Consider the following 15,762-nt stretch of genomic DNA (forward strand, 5'->3'; position numbering starts at 1 on the left):
CGGCGGGGGATCGCAGGAGCCGCCCCCCTTCGCGCCCGCGCGCCCCCGTCGGGGCGGCCGGCGGACACGGTCGTCAGGGGCGCTGTCAGCGGGGTGGCGATCTGTTCACCCGTAAGGACTAAAACTGCTGAAGGCTTCCGGGCCGTCACCGGCCTGCCGCCTACGGTCGCCAGGTGAACAGCAGCAACCAGCGAGACCCCGCATCGCGCACCGGCGCACACCGGGCGCACGGGCGCATGCCCGCCGCGGGTCCGACGGGGGACGCGCCCGCCCCGGCCGACGGGGCTGCCGAGAGGACCGAAGGGTCCCACGGGCCCGAGGAGACGGGTGCGGCCGACATGACGGACGGTGTTCCTGCCGGTACCCCCGATGCTCCGGGTGTCCCGGACACCCCGTACACCCCGTACAGCTCGGACACTCCGAACATCCCGTACACCCCGGACGCCGTCGAACAGCCGCCCCCCTTCCGGCACGAGCCCTACCTGGACGGCCTGTTCACGTACTGCCTGTCGGTCCTCTGCGATCACGACACCGCCACCGACGTGCTCGGCGACGTCCTCGCCGTCGCCGAACGCCACCCCGGGCGCTGCCCCGACGAAGGCGAACGGCGCGCCTGGCTGTACGCCCTCGCCCGCTGGGCCTGCCTGCGCCGGCTCGCCGAGCAGCGGCGCGCCCGCCAGGGGGCGCATGCCGCCCGGCGTGCGCCGGAGCATGCGGACCCCGCCCATGCGCCGGGGGCGCACCGCGGGCTCGACGTCAGCGCCTACCGTCGTACCGAACTCGCCCGGCTCGCCTGGCCCGAAGCCGCCGGCACCACCCCCGAACAGCGCGAAGCCCTCGAACTCGCCGTACGCCACCGCCTCGGAGTCCCCGAACTCGCCTCCGTCCTCGGCACCGGCCCCGCCGCCGCCCGGGAACTGCTGTCCGGGGCCGCCTGCGAGGTGGAACGCACCCGCGCCGCCCTCGCCGTCGTCGAAACCGGCAACTGCCCGGCCGTCTCCCGGCTCACCGGCGACGACGGGGACGGCGGCGACGGCAACGTCCTGCTGTCCAGCTCCCTGCGCGCCGAGCTCGTCCGCCACGTCGACGACTGCCCGCGCTGCCGCCGCGCCGCCGAACGCGTCGGCGCAGGCGCTCCCTGGCCCGGCACCGGCGGCGTCAACGCCGCGCTCCCCCTCGTCCCGGCCCCCCGCACCGCCGTCCACGCCGCCATGCTGCGCTCCGGCCGGCGCCGCGGCGGACGCCCCGGCCCGCGCTTCGACCGCACCGGCTTCCCCATGGACCCCAAGGACCGGGCCGCCCGCCGCGACAGGCTCCGGGCCCGGGCCGTGACCACCACCGTCGTCGCCACCGTCGTCGCGGCGCCCGTCATCGCGCTCTGGGCCGCCTACCGCGGAGCCCCCACCACCGGCGAGCCCGTCGGGGGCGAGGGAACCCGGATCTCGGCCAGCGAGTCCGAGATCCCGCCGCCGTACGCCGACGGCCGCCCGCTCACCGCGTACGAGAACACCGGCAACACCGCCCACACCACCGGCGAGCCCGGCTTCGCCCCCGGCAGCGCGGCCCCCGACGTCTCCGTCGAGGTCATCAGCGCCGGCCAGCCGGCCACCCCGGAAGCGGCCGGCCCCGGAGCCCCCGGCCGGCTCACCGTGGCCGCCACGACCCGGGGCGCCGTCACCCTGCTCACCCTCACCGCCTCGGGCGGAAACCCCGTCGACTGGCGGCTCTGGTCGGACGCCCCCTGGCTGCGGGCGAGCCAGACGGCGGGCACGCTGGAACCCGGAGAATCGGTCACCCTACGGATCACCGTGGACACCGCCGGACAGCCCGTCGGCGCCTGGAGCGCCCGCGTCGGGGTGGACCCGGCCGGCGCGGTCGTCTCCATCCAGGGCCGGGGCCGCCCGGCCCCCACCCCGGAGCCGCCCCCGGCCTCCACCGCGACCCCGACGCCCACCCCCACACCGCCGGAGCCCCCGACGCCGACCCCGACGCCCACACCGACCCCGACCCCGACGGACCCCGCCACCCCGACGCCGACGCCGGAACCCTCCTCAGGAGGAACGGTTTCCCCCGGGGAGGGGTCGGGGGAGGGATCGGGGTCCGGGCCGGGGCCGTCGGGGGCTTAGGGCGGGATGGCGGGCGCTGTGGCGGTGGGTCCTGTCGTCTGCCGGGTGGCGGGTCCTGCCGTTCGCCGTCTGCCGGTCGTCGGCGGGCCCGCCTTACGCCGGGTCCGCCGGATGCGGCGCCATCGGCAGCAGCGACGCCAGCCGCGCCTCGCACAGGGCGACGAGGGCCTCGTAGCCCTCCTTGCCCATCAGCTCCGTCAGCTCCGCCCGGTACGACACGTACACGGGCTGGCCGGCCCCGTGCGCCGAGGTCGCCGACGTGCACCACCAGTGCAGGTCGTGACCGCCCGGCCCCCAGCCGCGGCGGTCGTACTCGCCGATCGACACCTGGAGGACCCGGGTGTCGTCCGGCCGGTCGATCCAGTCGTACGTCCGGCGGATGGGGAGCTGCCAGCACACGTCCGGCTTCGTCTCCAGCGGCTCCTGCCCGCCCTTCAGCGCCAGGATGTGCAGGGAGCAGCCCGCGCCGGCCGGGAAGCCGGGCCGGTTCAGGAAGATGCAGGCCCCGTCCCAGCGGCGGGTCTGCTTCTCCCCGTCGTCGTCGAACTGCGTCCAGCCGCTCTCGCTGCCGACGTCGTGGAACTGCCACACCTCGGGCGTGAGCCGGGCGACGTTCTCCGCGACCCGCTTCTCGTCGTCCTCGTCGGAGAAGTGCGCGCCGAGCGTGCAGCAGCCGTCGTCGGCGCGGCCCGCCTGGATGCCCTGGCAGCCGCTGCCGAAGATGCACGTCCAGCGCGAGGTCAGCCAGGTCAGGTCGCAGCGGAAGATCTGCTCGTCGTCGGCGGGGTCGGGGAACTCCACCCAGGCCCGGGGGAAGTCCAGTCCCGTCTCGTCGTGCTGCTCCTGGCCCTTGGCCTTCTTCGACCGGGTCTTGTTGGCCTTCTTCGTATTTGGCACAAACCCAAGCCTAAGCGCCCCTTACTCCACCCCTACGCGTTCCGCCCAGTAGCGTTTCTCGTATGAGACTCGGTGTCCTTGACGTGGGTTCGAACACGATTCATCTGCTGGTGGTCGACGCGCACCCCGGCGCGCGCCCCCTTCCCGCGCACTCGCACAAGGTGCAGCTGCGGCTGGCGGAACTGCTCGACGAGCACGGAGCGGTCAGCCCCGAGGGCATCGAGCGCCTCGTCGCGGTCATCGGCGAGGCCGTACAGGCCGCCGAGGACAAGGGCTGCGAGGACCTGCTGCCCTTCGCCACCAGCGCGGTACGGGAAGCCACGAACGCCGACGAGGTCCTCGCCCGGGTCAAGGCCGAGACCGGCATCGAGCTGCCCGTCCTCAGCGGCGAGGACGAGGCCCGGCTCACCTTCCTGGCCGTCCGGCGGTGGTTCGGCTGGTCCGCCGGAAAGCTCCTCGTCCTCGACATCGGCGGCGGTTCGCTGGAGATCGCGTACGGCATCGACGAGGACCCCGACACCGCCGTCTCCCTCCCCCTCGGCGCCGGCCGCCTCACCTCGGCCTGGCTGCCCGGCGACCCGCCGGACCCGGCGGACGTGAAGGCCCTGCGCAGGCACGTACGGGCCCAGATCGCCCGTACCGTCGGAGAATTCAGCCGCTTCGGCATGCCGGACCACGTGGTCGCCACCTCGAAGACCTTCAAGCAGCTGGCCCGCATCGCGGGTGCGGCCAGGGAGGCCGACGGCCTCTACATCCAGCGCGACCTGACCCGCAAGTCCCTCGCGGAATGGGTCCCGCGCCTCACCGCGATGACCACGGCCGAACGCACCGCCCTCCCCGGCGTCTCCGACGGCCGCGCCTCCCAGCTCCTGGCGGGCGCCATGGTGGCCGAGGCCACCATGGACCTCTTCGGCGTCGACGAACTCGAAATCTGCCCCTGGGCCCTCCGCGAAGGCGTGATCCTCCGCCGCCTGGACCACCTGCCGTAACGGCGCCGGCACGGGGGTCGGGGGCTCGGGGGGCGGGGTCCCCGTGATCCGGATCGGGGATGGTTTGGTGGTTTCCCGTCAGTCTCATCGTCTCTCCGGGGTGGACCGGTCCCTCAAGGGCGCTCCTCCTTCGTCGTCGCGTCGCTTCGCGATGGCCTTCGGCCACCCTTGACCGACCGCCCCACCCCGGAAAGCCGAAGACCGACGGGAACCCCCCAAAAGAACGGTCACGGGGACGGACCGGCAGGAGCGGCCCCGTCAGCGCTGAGGCGAGGGGCCGGGCGTCGGCCGGCCGGGCACACGGCCCCCTCGCGCCCCCTTCCGGGACCAGACCGCCTCTCACCCACCCCAAATGACGACCAGATCAGCCTGGCGGGCCCCATGCGCACCAGATCGCTACGCGCTCCTCATCGCTCGGCGCCTGCCGGCCGTCCGGGGCCGGTGGTTCGTGATCGCTCCGGGCCCCCGCGTACCGCGATGGCGCTCCCCGGGACCGCAACCGGGCCTACCACCCCTGGATCCTGCGGCAGTTGCCGCGACGGGTCGGGCGGGCCCTCGACGTGGGGGCCGGGACCGGGTCCTCGTCGCGGGTCCGGGTGCGTAACTAGGGGCTGCCCGGGGCGCGGTTACACGCTGGTCTGGCGGCGGCCGGGTTGAGGGGATTCGGCCCCTTGCACCCCGCCCTGGCCCGGACAGGGCAAGGGCCCCGTAATCTGTCCCCGTGGCAGAACCAGTCCGGATCCCGAAAGTCGCGCTCTCCACGGCCTCCGTCTACCCGGAGTCCACGGCGACCGCCTTCGAGATCGCCGCGCGCCTCGGCTACGACGGCGTCGAGGTCATGGTCTGGACGGACCCGGTCAGCCAGGACGTCGACGCCCTGCGCCGGCTGTCCGACCACCACCACGTGCCCATCCTGGCCGTGCACGCGCCCTGCCTGCTGATCACCCAGCGCGTGTGGTCCACCGATCCGTGGACCAAGCTCCAGCGGGCCCAGGCCGCGGCCGAGAGGCTCGGGGCGTCGACCGTGGTCGTGCACCCGCCGTTCCGCTGGCAGCGGCAGTACTCCCGGGACTTCGTCACCGGGATCTGGCGGATGGCCGACGAGACCGACGTCCGGTTCGCCGTGGAGAACATGTACCCGTGGCGCTACCGCGACCGCGAGATGCTCGCCTACGCGCCCGAGTGGGACGTCACCAAGGACGACTACCGGCATTTCACCGTCGACCTGTCCCACACCGCGACCGCCCGTACGGACGCCGGCGCGATGATCGACCGGATGGGCGACCGGCTCGCCCACATCCACCTCGCCGACGGCAACGGTTCCGCGAAGGACGAGCACCTGGTTCCCGGGCGCGGTACGCAGCCCTGCGCCGAGCTGCTGGCCGGGCTGGCCCGGACCTCCTTCGACGGGCACGTCGTCATCGAGGTCAACACCCGGCGGGCGATGTCCTCCGCCGAGCGCGAGGCCGACCTCGCCGAGGCCCTGGCCTTCACCCGCCTGCACCTCGCGGACCCGGCCCGCCGCCGATGACGGAGCCCGCGAAGCGGCGGCGCGGCCCGGGCCGGCCCCGCCAGGACGAGGCCGGGGACGGGCCCGGCACCCAGGAGGTCATCCGCCTCGCCGCCCGGGAGGTCTTCGCGGAGCGCGGGTACGACAAGACGTCCGTGCGCGGCATCGCGAAGGTCGCCGGGGTGGACCCGGCGCTGGTGCACCACTACTTCGGCAGCAAGGACGAGCTGTTCGCCGCCGCGATCGAGGTGAGCCTGGAGCCCGCCCTGGTCGTGCCGGCACTCCTCGGCGAGGGCCCGGACGGCATCGGGGAGCGGCTCGCCCGCTATTTCCTCGGCGTCTGGGAGAACCCGGTCACCCGGGCCCCGCTGCTCGCCGTGATCCGGTCCGCCCTCACCCACGAGGCGGCGGCGAAGGTCCTGCGCGGGCTGATCCTGCGCCGGGTCCTGGAGCGGGTGGCCGCCGACCTGAACGTCCCCGATCCCACGTTCCGCGCCGAACTGGCCGCCTCGCACATGATCGGCATCGCGCTGCTGCGGTACGTCGTCCAGGTCGAGCCCCTCGCGTCCGCGGACCCGGAGGAGATCGTGGCCCTCGTGGCGCCGACGCTCCAGCGGTACCTGACCGGAGAATGAGCCGCGCGTCCCGGCATCCGGACAACCTGTCCGTATCGCGGTCCGGAGGCGTAGCCTCGTAACTGATTCATATCTACAGTCGCGGCCGCGTCCGTCGGGCCGGCCGCACTCATGGGGAGTGAACCCGATGCCCGAGCTGAGGTCCCGCACCGTCACCCACGGCCGCAACATGGCAGGCGCACGTGCGCTGATGCGCGCGTCGGGCGTAGCGAGCGAGGACATCGGCAAGCCGATCATCGCGGTCGCCAACTCCTTCACGGAGTTCGTCCCCGGCCACACCCACCTGGCGCCGGTCGGCCGGATCGTCTCCGACGCCATCCGTGCCGCCGGTGCGATCCCGCGCGAGTTCAACACCATCGCGGTCGACGACGGCATCGCCATGGGGCACGGCGGAATGCTGTACTCCCTGCCCTCGCGCGACCTGATCGCGGACTCCGTGGAGTACATGGTCGAGGCGCACTGCGCGGACGCGCTGATCTGCATCTCCAACTGCGACAAGATCACTCCCGGGATGCTGATGGCCGCGATGCGGCTCAACATCCCGGTCGTGTTCGTGTCCGGCGGCCCGATGGAGGCCGGGCAGGCCATCCTCGTCGACGGCACCGTCCGCAAGCTGGACCTGATCGACGCCATGGTCGAGGCCTCCAACGAGAACGTCTCGGACGAGGACGTGCTCCGGATCGAGGAGAACGCCTGTCCGACCTGCGGTTCGTGTTCGGGCATGTTCACCGCCAACTCCATGAACTGCCTCGCCGAGGCCATCGGCCTGGCCCTGCCGGGCAACGGCTCGGTCCTCGCCACGCACACCGCCCGCCGCGCCCTGTACGAGGACGCCGGCCGCACGGTCGTGGAGATCACCAAGCGCTACTACGAGGACGGCGACGAGTCCGTCCTGCCGCGCAACATCGCCACCCGCCAGGCCTTCGAGAACGCCATGGCCCTGGACATCGCCATGGGCGGCTCCACGAACACGATCCTGCACCTGCTGGCCGCGGCGCAGGAGGCGGGCCTGGACTACGACCTGACCGACATCGACGAGGTCTCGCGCCGCGTCCCGTGCCTGTCCAAGGTCGCGCCGAACGTGGCGCCCGGCGGCACGTACTACATGGAGGACATCCACCGGGCCGGCGGCATCCCCGCCATCCTGGGCGAGCTGCACCGCGGCGGGCTGCTCAACAAGGACGTCACCTCCGTCCACTCGGCGAACCTGGAGGACTGGCTGGCCGAGTGGGACGCCCGCTCCGGCACCGCCTCCGAGACGGCCATGGAGCTGTGGCACGCGGCCCCCGGCTGCAAGCGTTCCGCGACCGCGTTCTCCCAGTCCGAGCGCTGGGACACCCTCGACCTGGACGCCGAGGGAGGCTGCATCCGCTCGGTGCAGCACGCCTACTCCAAGGACGGCGGCCTGGCGGTGCTGCGCGGCAACATCGCCGTGGACGGGTGCGTCGTGAAGACGGCCGGTGTCGACGAGTCGATCTGGACCTTCGAGGGCCCGGCCGTCGTCTGCGAGTCGCAGGACGAGGCCGTCGACAAGATCCTCCGCAAGGAGATCAAGGCGGGAGACGTCGTCGTCATCCGCTACGAGGGCCCGCGCGGCGGCCCCGGCATGCAGGAGATGCTCTACCCGACCTCCTTCCTCAAGGGCCGCGGCCTCGGCAAGGTCTGCGCGCTGGTCACCGACGGCCGCTTCTCCGGCGGCACCTCGGGCCTGTCCATCGGCCACGCCTCCCCGGAGGCGGCCTCGGGCGGCACCATCGCGGTCGTGGAGGACGGCGACCGGATCCGGATCGACATCCCGAACCGTTCGATCGAGCTCCTCGTCGACGAGGCCACCCTCGCGGCCCGCCACGAGGCCCTGGGCGGCGTCTACGCCCCGAAGAACCGCGAGCGCAAGGTCTCCGCGGCCCTGCGCGCCTACGCCGCCATGGCCACCAGCGCCGACAAGGGCGCGGTCCGCGACGTGTCCCTCCTGGGCTGAGCCCCGGCCGCCGCGAACCCCGCCGGGCGCTTCACCATCCGGCGGGGTTCCGCGCGTCCACGGAGAAGACCGTCCCGTCGGGCGCGGAGGCGAAGACCCTGCCGTCGGCGGCCACCGGGGCGGGGAGGGCGGAGCTGAAGGTGTCCTGCCCGTTGCCCATGCGGATCTTCGTCTGGCCCACGAGCCGGCCGGCCGCCGCGTCCGCCGCCAGCAGCCGCCCGTCCGGCGCGGTCAGGTACAGCCGCCCTTCCATGAAGACGGGGCGCGAGGCGGAGGCCGTGCCCGTCTCCAGCCTCCACAGTTCCCGGTCGGCGCCGACGGCCACGAGCCTGCCCCCGGTGCCGAAGGCGTACACGGTTCCGTCGGGGCCGAGGGCCGCCTCCGCGTCGGGCAGCGGAGCCGCCAGCGGCACCCGCCGCACGGCCCGGGTGGCCAGGTCGACGCGCACGACCGCGAGGGTCGCGCTGGAGGTGTCGTTCTCCAGCAGGTGCACGGCGCCGGCCGCCACCCCGGCCGGCCGCAGCAGGCCCGGCCGGGCCGTCCGCCAGCGTTCGGTCCCGTTCTCCGGGTCCACGGCCGCCAGTTGGGTCGACTTGCCGGACGCGTCGCGCGTGGCGACGTACAACTCCGTTCGTCCCGGCTCGTCGGACGCCGCCCACCACTCGGAGCCCGCGCCGCCGATGCGCTTCGTCCACCGGGGCGTGCCCGTCGCCGCGTCGAGGACCGTCACCTCACCGCCCGGCCCCGCCAGCAGGAGCCGCTCCCCGGCGGCCACCACCTGGGTGCCGTCGGGCAGGGGCCGTTGCCAGCGTTCCTTCCCGTCCGCCGGGTCGAGCGCCCGCACCAGCCGGCTGCCCGAGGCGACGGAGACGACCACTCCGCCGCCGTACACGGGGGCGCTGTCCGTCGTCGTACGGTCGGCCGGCGCCGTCGACGCCGTCGACCACAGCACCGAGCCGTCCACCGGGTCGAGCCGCACCACGGCCACGCCCCGCGCCGAGCAGTAGAGGGCCCCGGCCGACCCGGAACAGGCCGCGAGCCGTTTCCCCGCGGCACGGTCGCCCACCTCCGCGGCCCACGGGACGAAGGCCGCGGGCTGCGCCGCCACCGGTGCCACCCGCCGGTCCGCTTCCCCGGCCCGCCCGCCCTCGTACGCCTGCCAGCCCGCGGCGGCGCCGGCCAGCAGCAACGCGGCGCCGCCCGCCACGAGGGCCCTGCGCCGTCCCCGCCGGGGGCGTGACGGGGGCGCGGTCTCGGGGGCGGCGTCCACGAGCGGTTCCGCGTCCCGGCGGTGCGTGCCCACCTCGTCGGGGCCGGGCGGGCGGGGGTGCGGTATGAAGGCCTGGGTGTCCTCCGCCGTCCGGGACGTCACGCTGCGGATCTCCGCGATCAGCGCGTCGGCGGTCGGCCGCTCCTGCGGATCCTTGGCCAGGCAGCGGGCCACGACCGGCACGAGCCGCGCCGGCAGCCCCGTCAGGTCGGGCTCGCTGTGCACGACCTGGTACGCGACGAGGTAGTGGCTGTCGGAGTCGAAGGGCCCGCGTCCGGTCGCCGCGTGCACGAGCACCGCGCCCAGCGCGAACACGTCCGCGGCCGTCCCCACGTCCCGGGGCCGCTGGAACTGCTCCGGCGCCATGAAGGGCGGCGTCCCGATCAGCTTGCCGGTCTCGGTGTGCAGGTCGCTGTCGGAGGGGCGCGAGATGCCGAAGTCGATGACCCGCACCCCGTCGGGGGCCATCAGCACGTTGCTGGGCTTCAGGTCCCGGTGCACGACCCCCGCCCGGTGGATGTCCCGCAGGGCCTCGGCCAGCCCGGCGGCGAGCCGGGTCAGCTCGACGGGGTCCAGCACGCGTTCCCGTACCCGCTCGGACAGGGTCGGGGCGTCGACGAACAGGGTGGCCATCCACGGCCGCTCGGCGTCCGGGTCCGCATCGACGACGGGAGCGGTGAACGCCCCGCTCACCCTCCGCGCGGCCGCCACCTCCTGCCGGAAGCGCGCCCGGAACTCCGGGTCCACCGCGTGCTGGGCGTGTACGACCTTGACGGCGAGTTTCAGCCCCGAACTGGAGGCGGCCAGGTGGACGACGCCCATACCGCCGGAGCCGAGCACGGATTCGAGCCGGTACTGCCCGGCGTACTCCGGAAATCCTGCGTAGTCCGCGCTCCGCGATCGCACCGCTCACCACCCCCGCCGGAGCCTAGTCGATGGCCCGTGGGAACATCCAAGAGCTTGCTGCCCTGCGCGCGTTGCGCAGAGCAACACCCATGGGGGGAGATTTCACATGTCCGTTGAGAACGTTTCCAGCCAGGTGGATGCCCAGGCGGAGGCCCACGTGGAGGCCGCCGCGTCCGGCTTCCCGACCTTCCCGGTGGCCCCGGGCCACCAGGTCAACGTCCGTAGCGGCCCGGGCACCCAGTACTCGGTCTCGCGCGTCCTGCCGCTGGGCGCCAGCGTCACCATCCGCTGCCAGTGCCCCGGTACGACGGTCAGCGGCCCGTACGGCACCACCGACCTCTGGGACTGCATCGGCAACGGCCAGTTCGTCTCCGACGCCTACGTCAAGACCGGCAGCGACGGCTACGTCACCGGCCGCTGCGGCTAGTCCGTCCCTTTCCGTCCGGCCGGGCCGGGGTTCCCGTTCCGCCACGCGAGACGCCCCCGGCCGGTCCGGCCCGCCGGGGGATAATCGCTGCTGTGAGCGACGACCAGCAGCGAGACCAGAGCCAGGACCGGGGCCAGAACCAGGACCGGGCCCAGGGTCAGCCCCAGGGCCAGGGCCGGCGCACCAGCCCGGCCGAGCCGGCCCCCGGCCCGCGGCCCGAGCCGATCAAGTTCTTCGGCACCACCTGGGTGGAACACGACAACGGCTACGCCCTGCGCCGCGCCGGCCTCGCCGTCGGCGCGCTCGCCGCCGCCGTCATCGGCGCCTACCTCCTGCGCCTCGCCTACGAGGGCCTGGAGATCGGCAACGTCGGTCCGTTCCTCAGCATCTCCGTCGTCATCCTCTTCGCGATCGCCAGTTCCATCGCCTTCGCCAAGACCTGGGAGTCCTTCGGCCGCCGCCCCGCCCCGTCCTCCGACGAGGCCGCGCTCAAGGGTCTGAAGGCGATCGGTTTCATCGGCTCCCTCGTCGCGTACTTCCTGCGCTGCTTCATGGAGGCCCCCGGCGAGAGGCTCCACCGCGCCGAGTACGAGCGCGCCGAGGCCGAATTCGCCCGCCGCCGCGGCGCCCGTACCGGCAACCCGGCCGCCCGCCGCCCCAAGCGCAAGAAGTAGGACGGGTCCCGCCTCCGGCTCATTGACGCCCGGGCACCGCCAGGAGCATTATTCATCACATGATGAATAAGCAGCGGGGGGAAGAGCCGCCCCCCACCCCCGAGGCCCCCGCCCCCACCCCGGACGCCACCGCCCCCGCCGTACACGCCCGCGGACTCACCGTCCGACGCGGCACCGGCCGCAACCCCCGCACCGTCCTCGACGCCCTCGCCTTCGACGTCCCCCGAGGCCGCATCACCGGCCTCCTCGGCCCCTCCGGCTGCGGCAAGTCCACCCTCCTGCGCGCCGTCGTCGGCACCCAGGCCCACGTCACCGGCACCCTCGACGTCCTCGGCCGCCCCGCCGGCCACCCCCGCCTCCGCTCCCGCATCGGCTACGTCACCCAGGCGCCCTCCGTCTACGACGACCTCACCGTCCGGCAGAACCTCGACTACTTCGCCGCCGTTCTAGACCCCGGACGCGCCGCGGCCGCCCGCCGCGCCGAAGCCGTCGCCCGGGCCATCACCGACGTGGACCTCACCACCCGCGCCGACGCCCTCGCCGGCAACCTCTCCGGCGGCCAGCGCAGCCGCGTCTCCCTCGCCGTCGCCCTGCTCGGCACCCCCGAGCTGCTCGTCCTCGACGAACCGACCGTCGGCCTCGACCCGGTCCTGCGCCGCGACCTCTGGAACCTCTTCCACGACCTCGCCGCCGGCCGCGGCACGACGATCCTCGTCTCCTCCCACGTCATGGACGAGGCCGAACGCTGCCACGAGCTGCTCCTCATGCGCGAAGGCCGGATCCTCGCCCGGGACACCCCCGACGCCCTGCGCGCCCGCACCCGCTCCACCACCGTCGAAGAGGGCTTCCTCCGCCTCGTGGACGAAGCCGCCCGGGCCGACCGGGCCGACCGGGCCGACCGGGCCGACGAAGCCACCCACCCAGCCCCAGCCCCCGCACCCGCCCCCGAAGGAACCCGCCGATGAACGGCGCCCGCACCCTCGCCACCGCCGCCCGCGTCCTGCGCCAGCTCCGCCACGACCCGCGCTCCATCGCGCTGATGCTCCTGGTCCCCGTACTGATGCTGACCCTGCTGCGCTACGTCTTCGACGGCAGCCCGCGGACCTTCGACACCATCGGCGCCAGCCTCCTCGGCATCTTCCCCCTCATCACCATGTTCCTGATCACCTCCATCGCCACCCTCCGCGAACGCACCTCCGGCACCCTGGAACGCCTCCTCGCCATGCCGCTCGGCAAGGGCGACCTCATCGCCGGCTACGCCCTCGCCTTCGGCGCCGTCGCCGTCCTCCAGTCCCTCCTCGCCACCGGCCTCGCCCTCTGGGCCCTCGGCCTCGACGTCATCGGCTCCCCCTGGCTGCTCCTCCTCGTCGCGCTCCTCGACGCGTTCCTCGGCACCGCGCTCGGCCTCTTCGTCTCCGCCTTCGCCGCGTCCGAGTTCCAGGCCGTCCAGTTCATGCCGGCCGTGATCTTCCCGCAGCTGCTCCTCTGCGGACTCTTCGCACCCCGCGACACCATGCACTCCGCCCTCGAAGGCCTCTCGAACGTCCTGCCCATGTCCTACGCCGTCGACGGCATGACTCAAGTCCTCACCCACACCGACATGACCGCCGACTTCGTCCGCGACGCCGTCGTCGTCGCCGGCTGCGCCCTGCTCGTCCTCGCCCTCGGCGCGGCCACCCTGCGCCGCCGCACCCCGTAGGACCGCCCACGGACCGGACGGCGAACCCGCCGCTCCCCGGCCGGGTGCAAGGATGAACCCGTACGTCCTTACGTTCGTTCGGCGAGGTGAATCGGGCATGACCCAGACAGTCGCAGTCCTCGGTACCGGCAAGATCGGCGAGGCCCTGCTCAGCGGGATGATCCGCGGCGGACGGCCGGCGGGCAAGCTGCTCGTCACCGCCCGCCGACCCGAGCGCGCCGAGGAGCTCAGCACCCGCTACGGCGTCGAGGCCGTCAGCAACGCCGAAGCCGCCAAGCGCGCCGACACCCTCATCCTCACCGTCAAGCCGCAGGACATGGGCAAGCTCCTGGAAGAGCTCGCACCGCACGTCCCCGCCGACCGTCTGGTCATCAGCGGCGCCGCCGGCATCCCGACCTCCTTCTTCGAGGAACGGCTCGCCCCCGGCACCCCCGTCGTCCGCGTCATGACGAACACCCCCGCCCTCGTCGACGAGGCCATGTCCGTCATCTCGGCCGGCAGCCACGCCACCGCCGCCCACCTCCAGCACACCGAGGAGATCTTCGGCGGCGTCGGCAAGACCCTGCGCGTCCCCGAGTCCCAGCAGGACGCGGCCACCGCTCTCTCCGGCTCAGGCCCCGCCTACTTCTACTACCTCGTCGAAGCCATGACGGACGCCGGCATCCTCCTCGGGCTGCCCCGCGCCCAGGCCCACGACCTGATCGTCCAGGCCGCCATCGGCGCCGCCGTGATGCTCCGCGACAGCGGCGAACACCCGGTCAAGCTCCGCGAGGCCGTCACCTCCCCGGCCGGCACGACCATCAACGCCATCGTCGAGCTGGAGAAGCACGGCGTACGGGCGGCCCTGATCGCCGCCCTGGAGGCGGCCCGCGACCGCAGCCGCGAACTCGCCTCCGGCAACAGCTGACCGAACCGGACGCCCGGGCCGCAGGAGGCCGGGGCGTACGGGATCGGGGCGTACGAGGTCAGGGCGCGAGCAGCCCGATCGCCTCGTACGCCCGGTCCACCACCGGCCGCGCCAGCCCCCGCGCCCGCCCGGCACCCTCGCGCAGCACCCGGTCCACCTCCCCCGGATCGGCCGCGAGCTCCGCGTGCCGCTCCCGCAGCGGCCGCAGCAGCTCCACCACCGCGTCGGCGACGTCCCGCTTCAGGTCCCCGTACCGGCCGTACCCGGCGGCGAGCTTCTCCGGCTCTCCGCCCGTACAGGCGGCGAGGACGTCCAGCAGGTTCGCCACGCCCGGCCGCTCCGCCCGGTCGTACACCACCCCGTCGTCCCCGCTGTCGGTCACGGCCCGCATCACCTTCTTGCGGATCACCCCCGGCTCGTCGAGGAGGTAGACGATCCCGGCCCCGCTCTCGTGGGACTTCCCCATCTTCGACGTCGGGTCCTGGAGGTCCATGACCCGCGCCGCGACCGCCGGATGCGTGGCCCGCGGCACGGTGAAGGTGTGCCCGTACCGCTGGTTGAACCGCACGGCCAGGTCCCGCGTCAGCTCCACGTGCTGCCGCTGGTCCTCACCGACCGGCACCTCGTCCGCCCGGTACGCCAGGATGTCGGCGGCCATCAGCACGGGATACGTCAGCAACGACAGCCGTACCCCTTCCCCCGCGCCCTGCGCCTTCGCCGCTTTCTCCCGGTACTGGATCATCCGCCGCAGCTCCCCGTCGGTGGCGGTGCACTCCAGCAGGTAGGCCAGCCGCGTGTGCTCGTCGACGTGGCTCTGCACGAACAGCGTGCACCGGTCCGGCCGCAGCCCGGCGGCCAGCAACAGCGTCGCGGCCTGCCTGCTGAGCCTGCGCACGCGTGCGGGGTCGTGCTCCACGGTCAGCGCGTGCAGGTCCACGACGCAGAACAGCGCGTCGCCGGCCTCCTGGTCGGCGGCGACCCACTGCCGTACGGCCCCCAGGTAGTTCCCCAGCGTCAGATGCCCGGTCGGCTTGACCCCGCTGAAGATCCTCGTCATGTCGTTCTCCTGCCCGTGTGGATGTGGTGGGGCCGCCGGAGCCGGCGACCGAGCCACTCCCGGGAGGGGAGGAACGAAAAACGGCCGCCGGGGCGGCGGCCGTGAGCGCATGCGTGCTCAGGTGGAAGGTCGGCCGCCGTCAGGCGGCCCACCAGCAGAGGCTGAGCGTGAGCGCATGCGTAGTCATGGGAGGCAGCGTAGCCCGCAGGGGGCCGAGGACGGCACCGGTTTGTCCCCCGCGCGTCCACCACCGTTCACGCCCGGTCAGCCGGGGGTTGACACGCCAGTGCCCGGTCCGTAAGGTTCTTCGAGTTGTCCGAAGTGAGCGCCGACCCCGGTCGGTCCCCGGACGGCCATCCCGCACTACACACATTCGAACGAACGACGCATGTTGTCGTCTCGTTTTCATGCGTATTTGCGAATGAGGAATCCGCGTCCCAGGACGTAGCCGCCGATTGGCTTCGGGGGCATGGAATCCGCTACTGTCTCACTCGTCGGAAGGGCCCAACAGCCCGGAAGACAAACCCCGCTGACTGGGAGTCAGGCCCGAAAGGATCTGATAGAGTCGGAATCGCCGGAAAGGGAAAGCGCGAAAGCGCAGGACCTGGAAAGCAAGCGAGACTGGCTCTGATAGAGTCGGAAACGCAAGAACACAGAACGAAAGCCCGGAGGAAAACCCGCGAGGGT

General features: G+C 73.3%; 13 protein-coding genes. 10 read left to right on the forward strand and 3 right to left on the reverse strand.

The genetic code is table 11. The features are described 5' to 3' along the window. The first annotated feature begins 173 nt into the window (after positions 1-173). A complete protein-coding gene (locus AC07B0_RS39820; protein ID WP_478900536.1) occupies positions 174-2,126 on the forward strand; it encodes an RNA polymerase sigma factor in 1,953 nt (650 codons plus the stop codon). A gap of 93 nt (positions 2,127-2,219) precedes the next feature. Here AC07B0_RS39820 and AC07B0_RS39825 read toward each other — a convergent pair whose 3' ends face one another. After that, positions 2,220-3,023 carry a DUF3109 family protein gene (locus AC07B0_RS39825; protein ID WP_356883738.1) on the reverse strand — a complete coding sequence of 268 codons (804 nt, stop codon included), beginning with the start codon at positions 3,021-3,023 and terminating at the stop codon, positions 2,220-2,222. 62 nt (positions 3,024-3,085) lie between these two features. On the opposite strand from AC07B0_RS39825, the gene AC07B0_RS39830 reads away from it, so the two are divergent. The 4 genes from AC07B0_RS39830 to ilvD all read left to right on the forward strand — a co-directional run bounded on the left by AC07B0_RS39830 (position 3,086) and on the right by ilvD (position 8,135). After that, complete coding sequence (locus tag AC07B0_RS39830) at positions 3,086-4,012, forward strand: Ppx/GppA family phosphatase (protein WP_356883740.1); 927 nt, start codon at positions 3,086-3,088, stop codon at positions 4,010-4,012. Between the two features lie 721 nt (positions 4,013-4,733). Beyond that, positions 4,734-5,543 carry a sugar phosphate isomerase/epimerase family protein gene (locus AC07B0_RS39835; protein ID WP_356883742.1) on the forward strand — a complete coding sequence of 270 codons (810 nt, stop codon included), beginning with the start codon at positions 4,734-4,736 and terminating at the stop codon, positions 5,541-5,543. Continuing rightward, positions 5,540-6,157: a TetR/AcrR family transcriptional regulator gene (locus AC07B0_RS39840; RefSeq protein WP_356883744.1), complete on the forward strand. Its 618-nt coding sequence runs from the start codon at positions 5,540-5,542 to the stop codon at positions 6,155-6,157. The genes AC07B0_RS39835 and AC07B0_RS39840 overlap by 4 nt, the downstream gene beginning before the upstream one ends. 127 nt (positions 6,158-6,284) lie before the next feature. Beyond that, entirely contained in the window at positions 6,285-8,135 is a 1,851-nt protein-coding gene (ilvD, locus tag AC07B0_RS39845) for a dihydroxy-acid dehydratase (protein ID WP_356883746.1), read from the forward strand. A 31-nt stretch (positions 8,136-8,166) separates the two neighbouring features. Here the strand turns inward: ilvD and AC07B0_RS39850 are convergent, their stop codons facing one another. Then, positions 8,167-10,311, reverse strand: coding sequence for a protein kinase domain-containing protein (locus AC07B0_RS39850; RefSeq protein WP_478900537.1), 2,145 nt, complete (start codon positions 10,309-10,311; stop codon positions 8,167-8,169). 106 nt (positions 10,312-10,417) lie between these two features. On the opposite strand from AC07B0_RS39850, the gene AC07B0_RS39855 reads away from it, so the two are divergent. From AC07B0_RS39855 to proC, 5 genes are all read left to right on the forward strand, one after another. After that, on the forward strand, positions 10,418-10,738 hold the full coding sequence (locus AC07B0_RS39855; protein ID WP_478865866.1) for a peptidase: 321 nt from the start codon (positions 10,418-10,420) through the stop codon (positions 10,736-10,738). A gap of 92 nt (positions 10,739-10,830) precedes the next feature. Next, on the forward strand, positions 10,831-11,412 hold the full coding sequence (locus AC07B0_RS39860; protein WP_469381472.1) for a hypothetical protein: 582 nt from the start codon (positions 10,831-10,833) through the stop codon (positions 11,410-11,412). 59 nt (positions 11,413-11,471) lie between these two features. Then, positions 11,472-12,377 (forward strand): ABC transporter ATP-binding protein, encoded by a 906-nt coding sequence (locus AC07B0_RS39865; protein ID WP_478900539.1) that lies wholly within the window; start codon positions 11,472-11,474, stop codon positions 12,375-12,377. Then, positions 12,374-13,111: an ABC transporter permease gene (locus tag AC07B0_RS39870; protein ID WP_469381476.1), complete on the forward strand. Its 738-nt coding sequence runs from the start codon at positions 12,374-12,376 to the stop codon at positions 13,109-13,111. The genes AC07B0_RS39865 and AC07B0_RS39870 overlap by 4 nt, the downstream gene beginning before the upstream one ends. A gap of 97 nt (positions 13,112-13,208) precedes the next feature. Further along, positions 13,209-14,018 (forward strand): pyrroline-5-carboxylate reductase, encoded by an 810-nt coding sequence (gene proC / locus AC07B0_RS39875; protein ID WP_356883756.1) that lies wholly within the window; start codon positions 13,209-13,211, stop codon positions 14,016-14,018. 58 nt (positions 14,019-14,076) lie between these two features. Here proC and trpS read toward each other — a convergent pair whose 3' ends face one another. After that, positions 14,077-15,075 (reverse strand): tryptophan--tRNA ligase, encoded by a 999-nt coding sequence (gene trpS, locus AC07B0_RS39880; protein WP_356883758.1) that lies wholly within the window; start codon positions 15,073-15,075, stop codon positions 14,077-14,079. Between the last annotated feature and the right edge of the window lie 687 nt (positions 15,076-15,762).

The organism is Streptomyces sp. NPDC044704, from assembly GCF_056433525.1.

Excerpts from the sequence above, each read along its gene's own strand:
- AC07B0_RS39830 (WP_356883740.1), top strand. The coding sequence starts at position 3,086 with ATGAGACTCGGTGTCCTTGACGTGGGTTCGAACACGATTCATCTGCTG.
- AC07B0_RS39855 (WP_478865866.1), top strand. The coding sequence starts at position 10,418 with ATGTCCGTTGAGAACGTTTCCAGCCAGGTGGATGCCCAGGCGGAGGCC.
- AC07B0_RS39840 (WP_356883744.1), top strand. The coding sequence starts at position 5,540 with ATGACGGAGCCCGCGAAGCGGCGGCGCGGCCCGGGCCGGCCCCGCCAG.
- AC07B0_RS39870 (WP_469381476.1), top strand. The coding sequence starts at position 12,374 with ATGAACGGCGCCCGCACCCTCGCCACCGCCGCCCGCGTCCTGCGCCAG.
- ilvD (WP_356883746.1), top strand. The coding sequence starts at position 6,285 with ATGCCCGAGCTGAGGTCCCGCACCGTCACCCACGGCCGCAACATGGCA.
- AC07B0_RS39865 (WP_478900539.1), top strand. The coding sequence starts at position 11,472 with ATGATGAATAAGCAGCGGGGGGAAGAGCCGCCCCCCACCCCCGAGGCC.
- trpS (WP_356883758.1), bottom strand. The coding sequence starts at position 15,075 with ATGACGAGGATCTTCAGCGGGGTCAAGCCGACCGGGCATCTGACGCTG.
- proC (WP_356883756.1), top strand. The coding sequence starts at position 13,209 with ATGACCCAGACAGTCGCAGTCCTCGGTACCGGCAAGATCGGCGAGGCC.